9 protein-coding genes and 1 pseudogene are annotated in these 6354 nt (G+C 62.0%); 1 reads left to right on the top strand and 9 read right to left on the bottom strand.

Annotated features, from left to right (window positions below; all coding sequences use genetic code 11):
- Positions 1 to 244: 244 nt before the first annotated feature.
- Positions 245 to 745, top strand: coding sequence for an NUDIX hydrolase (locus BN1128_RS21905; RefSeq protein ID WP_042872809.1), 501 nt, complete (start codon positions 245 to 247; stop codon positions 743 to 745).
- Between the two features lie 57 nt (positions 746 to 802).
- Here BN1128_RS21905 and BN1128_RS26400 read toward each other — a convergent pair whose 3' ends face one another.
- The 9 genes and pseudogenes from BN1128_RS26400 to BN1128_RS21875 all read right to left on the bottom strand — a co-directional run bounded on the left by BN1128_RS26400 (position 803) and on the right by BN1128_RS21875 (position 6128).
- Positions 803 to 1120: an ATP-binding protein gene (locus tag BN1128_RS26400; protein ID WP_338082134.1), complete on the bottom strand. Its 318-nt coding sequence runs from the start codon at positions 1118 to 1120 to the stop codon at positions 803 to 805.
- A gap of 25 nt (positions 1121 to 1145) precedes the next feature.
- Positions 1146 to 1310 carry a hypothetical protein gene (locus BN1128_RS26395; RefSeq protein WP_244464646.1) on the bottom strand — a complete coding sequence of 55 codons (165 nt, stop codon included), beginning with the start codon at positions 1308 to 1310 and terminating at the stop codon, positions 1146 to 1148.
- A gap of 68 nt (positions 1311 to 1378) precedes the next feature.
- Entirely contained in the window at positions 1379 to 1603 is a 225-nt protein-coding gene (locus tag BN1128_RS26390) for a hypothetical protein (protein WP_244464645.1), read from the bottom strand.
- Positions 1600 to 1782, bottom strand: a pseudogene (locus tag BN1128_RS24995) (helix-turn-helix domain-containing protein); the annotation flags it as partial. The pseudogene BN1128_RS24995 and the gene BN1128_RS26390, both read right to left, overlap by 4 nt.
- A gap of 126 nt (positions 1783 to 1908) precedes the next feature.
- Complete coding sequence (locus BN1128_RS21895) at positions 1909 to 2745, bottom strand: transporter substrate-binding domain-containing protein (protein WP_042872799.1); 837 nt, start codon at positions 2743 to 2745, stop codon at positions 1909 to 1911.
- The gene (locus BN1128_RS21890; RefSeq protein ID WP_042872795.1) at positions 2742 to 3503 is read right to left on the bottom strand and encodes an amino acid ABC transporter ATP-binding protein; all 762 of its coding nucleotides are present in this window, start codon (positions 3501 to 3503) and stop codon (positions 2742 to 2744) included. Before BN1128_RS21890 ends, BN1128_RS21895 begins: the two co-directional genes overlap by 4 nt.
- Positions 3500 to 4162 carry an amino acid ABC transporter permease gene (locus BN1128_RS21885; RefSeq protein ID WP_042872793.1) on the bottom strand — a complete coding sequence of 221 codons (663 nt, stop codon included), beginning with the start codon at positions 4160 to 4162 and terminating at the stop codon, positions 3500 to 3502. Before BN1128_RS21885 ends, BN1128_RS21890 begins: the two co-directional genes overlap by 4 nt.
- A gap of 92 nt (positions 4163 to 4254) precedes the next feature.
- Entirely contained in the window at positions 4255 to 4920 is a 666-nt protein-coding gene (locus BN1128_RS21880) for an amino acid ABC transporter permease (protein WP_042872791.1), read from the bottom strand.
- Positions 4917 to 6128, bottom strand: coding sequence for a threonine synthase (locus BN1128_RS21875; protein ID WP_042872789.1), 1212 nt, complete (start codon positions 6126 to 6128; stop codon positions 4917 to 4919). The genes BN1128_RS21880 and BN1128_RS21875 overlap by 4 nt, the downstream gene beginning before the upstream one ends.
- Between the last annotated feature and the right edge of the window lie 226 nt (positions 6129 to 6354).

Below are 6354 nucleotides of genomic sequence, written 5' to 3'. Positions count from 1 at the left end.
CCGCTCCGCCAGTAAATTGAGAAGCCCAGTCGAAAGACTGGGCTTTTTTTCGTGTGTTTTTTGCCAATTTTCATCACAGCTAAGCTCCATCCCAACAAGGCTTTCCCGCTTGGGAGGGCCTTTTGTATTTCGGCTACGGGGCCTTTGCTTTCTAGTACCTGCTGAGCGTGGGCTCTATGCAGGCTGATTTGAAGAGGCTTTGCGGCATACAATGCACTTTGGTTTCAAATGGGAGATGGCCCCTATGTTTTGCCCGCGCTGTGGTGTTAAATCGCTGCAAAAACGCAGCGAGAAAGAGTTTGCCTGTGGCTGTGGTTTTCATTTTTTCCAGAATGTGGCGTCGGCCGTGATGGTGGCCTTATGCTGGCAGGATGAAGTGCTGGTTGCGGTGCGAGGGCGTGACCCTGGCAAGGGATTGCTGGATCTGCCCGGCGGCTTTGTCGATCCCGGTGAGTCGCTGGAGGAGGCGCTGGTGAGGGAGCTGAAAGAGGAGCTGGGGCTGGATCTGGGGGAAGAGGTGCTTCGCTATCTCGGCTCCTTTGCCAACGTCTATCCCTATGACGATGTGGTCTATCATACCTGCGATACCGTCTTCATGCTGGAGCTGGCGCACAAACCCGCCGTCGTTGCAGCCGATGATGTGGCCGCCTGCGAGTGGCGCAAGCTGGCCGGGATTTCGCCCACCGAGTTTGCCTTCCGATCCACAGGTGCGGCCATCGGCCAGCTGCAAAGGTTGCGGGGATGAGTGCCTGCCTCACCGTTCTCGAGCGTCGCAACCAGATGGTTAAGCTGGAATAAGGGGTTAGCCCGGCAGATGGAGGGAAGTGACCAGGTCGTCTTGCTCGCCATTGCTGGCCTCGACCCCGCCACCCTGGGCCTTGATGGCTTTACGAGTGATGGCGAGTCCCAGCCCATAGCCTTTACCCGCAGCGGGGGAACCGATTCGCACGAAGGGATCGAGGATGCTGGAGAGCTTGCTCTCATCCACTCCCATACCCTGATCCGCCACCGCGATGACAAACTCTGCTCCCTGCCGCTGCAGGGTCAGGGTGATGACCTGGGCCGCCTGAGAGAAGCGCAGGGTATTGCGCAGCACCACGTTGTCGAGGGCGCGGCGGATCAGGCAGACGGTGTACTCGACCTCCTCATCCGCCTGATCCCTTCTCTCGCCCCCCCAGATGCTGCGCCTCGTAACGGGTGTCGCTCACCACAGCCTCGACCAGCGCCTGCAGATCGTGATACTCCTTGCCTTCCGGCTCACCATGGCTGGCGCGGGTGAGGGTGAGCTGCTCGCCTATCATCTTGTCCATGCGCTGGGTCTCGAGCTGGGTCCGCGCCAGGGATCCTTCGATCCTGGCTGGATCCTGCAGGGCAAGACCTATGGCCAGTTGCAGCCGCTCAGGGCGCTGAAGAAGAGGTCGCAGGTCCACCGCATGGGGGGCGGCATGTTGAGCCAGCTGCTGCGGGGTTGTGGTGGCGCCAGCTGCTTTGCCATCCGCTGTTCCGGTGGACCCTCATGGCGGTAGAGGCTGAAGGAGACCCACAATATGGTGAACCAGAAGCCGAACAGTATCTTCCAGAACAGGCGCCCCTTGAGGATCATGCCAGCCGGTATCCTATGCTGCACCCCGTCTCTATGCCTATGGCCTCGCCCGCCAGCGCCTGCAACTTCTGGCGGATATTGCAGATGTGCACGTCGACGCTGCGATCATAAGGCTCACGCGGGCGGCCAAGCCCGTGCGGGGATAGCTCATCCTTGCTGACCACCCGCTCCGGTGCCCGGTTCTTTTTCGCATGCGAAAAAAAGGCGCCACCCGAGGGGGACGCCTGAAAGGTCAAACCTTGCGGTTTGCGGACCAACGGAACCAAGACTTCACACACTTTACACTCTCAGCATTTCTGGCAGGCTCAGCCCTGCCACTTGCCTCCTTCCACTATCACGTCGTTGGGATCGGTATCGGTGCTCAACTTGTCGCGCACATACTGGTCATAGAGCTTGAGCAGGTACTTCTCTTCCCCCAGCTTGGCGAGGCGGTCGTTGACCCAGTCGCGCAGCTCGATATTGCCCTTCTTCACCGCCGGCGCTATGGGGTCTTCCGAGCCCAGCTTCTCGGGCAGGACCCGGTAGCCCGGATTCTCCTTGGCCCAGCTGAACAGCACCAGGTTGTCCTGGGCGTAGGCATCACCGCGTCCCTGCGCCAGCGCTTGCAAGGATTCGGTATTCTTCTCGAACTTGAGCACCTTCCACTCCGGATGATTGCGGGTCAGCCAGATGTCGGCTGTGGTGCCCGTGGTGACGATCAGGGTCTTGCTGGCCAGATCATCCAGTTTCTTGGCCGCGCTCCCTTCCGGCACCAGCACCTGTACCGCCACTCGCAGGTTCGGGTTGGTGAAATCCACCACCTCGCGCCGCTCCGGGGTCACCGTCATATTGGCGAGGATCAGATCCACCTTGTCGCTCTGCAGGAAGGGGATGCGGCTGGCGGGCTCCACTGCCACGAACTCGATCTTGTTCTCGTCCCCCAGCAGGTCCTTGGCGAAGCGGCGACCGAGATCCGTGTCAAAGCCTACGTAGTTCCCCTTCTCATCAACGTAGCCGAAGGGGGGCTTGTCGGTGAAGACGCCGACGATGAGCTTGTCACGCGCCTTGATCTTGTCGAGAGAACCATCCGCCGCATGGGCAGCGCCGCTGGCAAGACCCAGTCCCAGCAAGGCACTAAATAGAACCGAGGTGATTTTTTTCATGCTGACTCCTTTCGTTTGATGACATTTGTATAAGAAAACTTGGCGAGGAACTGGCGTGCGCGCTGGCTCCTGGGGTTATCGAAGAACTGGTGGGGGGCGCCCTGCTCCAGAATGTGGCCGCCATCCATGAAGACGATGCGATCCGCCACCGCCTGGGCAAACGCCAGCTCGTGGGTGACGATGAGCAGGGTCATGCCGCTGCCCGCGAGATCCCGGATCACCTCCAGCACCTCCTGCACCATCTCGGGATCCAGGGCGGCGGTGACCTCGTCAAACAGCATCACCTGCGGGTTCATGCACAGGGCCCGCACTATGGCGATGCGCTGCTGCTGGCCGCCGGAGAGCTGGCGCGGATAGTCGTGACGCCGCTCCCACAGGCCGATGCGGGTCAGCAGCTGCTCCGCCTGCAGCAGGGCCTCCTGCCGCTCCCGTTTTTGCACCTGAAGGGGGCCGAGCAGCACGTTCTCCAGCACCGTCAGGTTGGGGAAGAGGTGATAGCTCTGGAACACCATGCCGATGCGCTGGCGCAGCCGTTGCCAGTCGGTGGCACCATCCAGCAGCACGCCGTCGAAGCGGATCTCGCCCCTCTGAATGGGCTCGAGCCCGTTGAGGGTGCGCAACAAGGTGCTCTTGCCACAGCCGCTCGGCCCCAGGATGACGATCACCTCCCCGGCGCGCACGCTGAGGCTGACCCGATCCAGTACCCGGTTTTGGCCGAATTGTTTGCTGACGAGCTTAAGTTCAAGCAGAGGTGTCATACCGCATTACCCCATTTTTGCTCCAGCCGGCGCGAGGCGAGCGAGAGCGGATAGCAGACCAAGAAAAAGAACAGAAACAGCAGACCGTAGATAAGCACCGAGGCGTAGGTGCGCTCGATGATCTGCTGGCCCACCTTGATCACCTCCACCACCCCGATCAGCACCGCCAGCGAGCTGGTCTTGATGATGCGGGTGTAGATGTTGATGGTCGGCGGTGTCAGCCGCTGCAACGCCTGAGGCAGCAACACATGGCGATAGAGCTGCCAGGTTGAGAGTCCGAGCGCCAGCCCGGCCTCCTGCTGACCACGTGCCAGCGACCCCAGACCACCGCGCACCACTTCCCCCACCTCGCTGGCGCCCCAGAGGGCGAGCACCAGCACGGCGCACCAGAAGGCCGGAATATCGAGGCCGAAGAAGATCGGCAACCCGAAGAAGAAGAGGTAGAGCCACACCAGCACGGGTACCACCCTAAACAGCTCCAGATAAACCCGCAGCAGTCCCCGAACCAACCGACCTCCCTGTTGCGCCAGCACGCCATAACCCACACCGCCGAGAGTGGCAAACAGGATGGCGAGCAGGGAGATGGTGAGGGTCTGGCCCGCGCCCACCGCCAGCAGTGGCAGTGCTTGTGCCAACAACTCAGTGACCGGACTGGCCATACTGAACCCTCCTTTCCGAGGCTCGCCGGGCCTGTGATGACGATGACAGGGCGCTCGGCGCACTCATCAGGATCCGCGCTCGTTCAAGCTGCTCAGTGACCGAACTGACCATGTTGTAGCCTCCTTTCAACTATCCGCAGGGCGAGCGACAGCGGCAGGAAGATCAGCACGCACATCAGGGTCAGTACCGCCAGCATCTCGTAGGTCTTGTAGTAGAGGGCGATGTAATTCTTGGTGGTGTAGAGCAACTCGGGCACCGCCACTGCCGAGGCTACCGTGGTCTCTTTCAGCAGAAAGATGAAGTTGGCAAACAGCGCCGGCAGACTGGCGAGCCAGGCCTGGTGCAGTTGCACGTGGCGCAGCAGTTGCCAGCGGGAGAGACCGATGGCCCGGCCCGCCTCCAGCTGGCTGGTGGGCACCGCCTGAATGCCTGCCCGCAGCGCCTCGGTCAGATAGCCACCGCCGAGGAAGGTCATGGCGATCACCGCAGTGGCAAAACCTGACAGCGACAGTCCCAGTGCCGGCAGCCCGAAGTAGAGAAAGAACAGCTGGATCAGCAGCGGCGTGTTGCGGGCCAGCTCCACATAGGCGCGGATCACCCTGTTCAGCCAGGGCCTGTTCAGGCTCAGCAGAGTCACATTGAGCAACGCCACCGTGAGCGAGGTGAGGATCACCAGGGCGCCGAGCTGCAGGGTGACCCAGACCGATCTGCCGAATGCGGGCAGTGTGGTGAGGATGAAGGCCCAGTCGAAGGTCATGCCGGTATCCTCCCGTCACGGCGCAGCCGCTGGGGCAGCACTGTGATGGCGTCCGGGTACTTGATGCCAGCACCCGTGTTGAGCACCACCACCCGCTCACCCTCCCGGATCCAGCCCGCTTCACGCAGTTGACGGGCGGCGGCGAAGGCGGCCGCTCCTTCCGGGCAGACGAAGCTGCCCTCCAGGGAGGCAAGCTGGCGGATTTCGGCGGTAATCGCCCGCTCATCCACGGCGATGGCGCAACCCTCGGTTCGATAGAGGGCGTCGAGCACCAGAAAATCCCCGAGCGCCTTGGGCACATTGATGCCAAAGGCCAGGGTCTGGGAGTCGGGCCAGAAGCGCGACTCGCGCTCCTCCTGCTGCCAGGCCTGGACTATGGGGGCGCAGCCGCTCGCCTGCACCGCTACCAGCCGGGGCAGGTCGCCCTTGATCCAGCCCAGTTCCTGCAATTCCAGCAGCGCCTTGTAGATGCCGATGAGGCCGACGCCGCCACCCGTGGGGTAGAGGATCACGTCCGGCAGCGCCCAGCCGAACTGCTCGGCGATTTCCAGCCCCATGGTCTTCTTGCCCTCGATCCGATAGGGCTCCTTCAGGGTAGAGGCGTCGAACAGGGATTGCTCCACCACCGCCTGAGCGACTTGACGACCGGCATCACTGATCAGGCCATCCACCAGATAGAGGCGGGAACCGGCGAGGGAGGTCTCCAGCCGGGTGATGGCGGGGGCCGCCTGTGGCATGACTATGGTGCTGCGCAGGCCGGCGCGGGCACCGTAGAGTGCCCAGGCCGCACCGGCATTGCCATTGGTAGGCATGGCAAAGTGGCTGACGCCGAGCTCGCGAGCACGGGAGATGCCGACCGCGGCGCCGCGGGCCTTGAAGGATCCTGTGGGGATGATGCTCTCATCCTTCATCCAGAGCTCCGGAATGCCGATCTGCTTGCCCAGAGTGGGCAGGGGCAGCAGCGGGGTGAGCCCTTCCCCCAGGGTGACGACTTGAGCGGGATCGCGTACCGGCAGCAGCTCGTGATAACGCCACAGGGTGGCGGGGCGGGCCAACAGGTCGGTCGGGCGCCAGGCCTGCTTCAGGGCTTCGAGATCGTAGCTTGCCAGCAAAGGCGCCCCTGCCCGGCTCAGTTGTTGGGGCTGGTCGGCATCATGGATCTCGCCCGTCTTGCTGCAACGCAGATGTGATAGGTAGCTGTACGGCATGCTTTATCCTGAATGAGTCGTCTGAGTCAGTTGCTTATTCCATCCTGTGACCCAAGTGCCGGATAACAAACAAAATAAAGTGGCAAACTTAAGCGAAAAAATTCATATGACTCCGTTCGCCCATGCCTGTGTCGGCTCAGAGGGGGAGTGGCATCCGCCAGCCAAGCCTGTGGGGGGTTGGGCCATCCGGCACTCTTTGTTACCCTGCCTGTTTCACCGAAACCGC

This window comes from Aeromonas piscicola, assembly GCF_000820005.1.
GTDB classification, from domain to species: domain Bacteria; phylum Pseudomonadota; class Gammaproteobacteria; order Enterobacterales; family Aeromonadaceae; genus Aeromonas; species Aeromonas piscicola.
This window is presented reverse-complemented; position numbering and strand designations above follow the sequence as displayed.

Bases quoted from the DNA above. Each gene is read 5' to 3' on its own strand.
- BN1128_RS21905 (WP_042872809.1), top strand. From the start codon at position 245: ATGTTTTGCCCGCGCTGTGGTGTTAAATCGCTGCAAAAACGCAGCGAG.
- BN1128_RS26395 (WP_244464646.1), bottom strand. From the start codon at position 1,310: ATGGACAAGATGATAGGCGAGCAGCTCACCCTCACCCGCGCCAGCCAT.
- BN1128_RS26390 (WP_244464645.1), bottom strand. From the start codon at position 1,603: ATGATCCTCAAGGGGCGCCTGTTCTGGAAGATACTGTTCGGCTTCTGG.
- BN1128_RS21895 (WP_042872799.1), bottom strand. From the start codon at position 2,745: ATGAAAAAAATCACCTCGGTTCTATTTAGTGCCTTGCTGGGACTGGGT.
- BN1128_RS21890 (WP_042872795.1), bottom strand. From the start codon at position 3,503: ATGACACCTCTGCTTGAACTTAAGCTCGTCAGCAAACAATTCGGCCAA.
- BN1128_RS21885 (WP_042872793.1), bottom strand. From the start codon at position 4,162: ATGGCCAGTCCGGTCACTGAGTTGTTGGCACAAGCACTGCCACTGCTG.
- BN1128_RS21880 (WP_042872791.1), bottom strand. From the start codon at position 4,920: ATGACCTTCGACTGGGCCTTCATCCTCACCACACTGCCCGCATTCGGC.
- BN1128_RS21875 (WP_042872789.1), bottom strand. From the start codon at position 6,128: ATGCCGTACAGCTACCTATCACATCTGCGTTGCAGCAAGACGGGCGAG.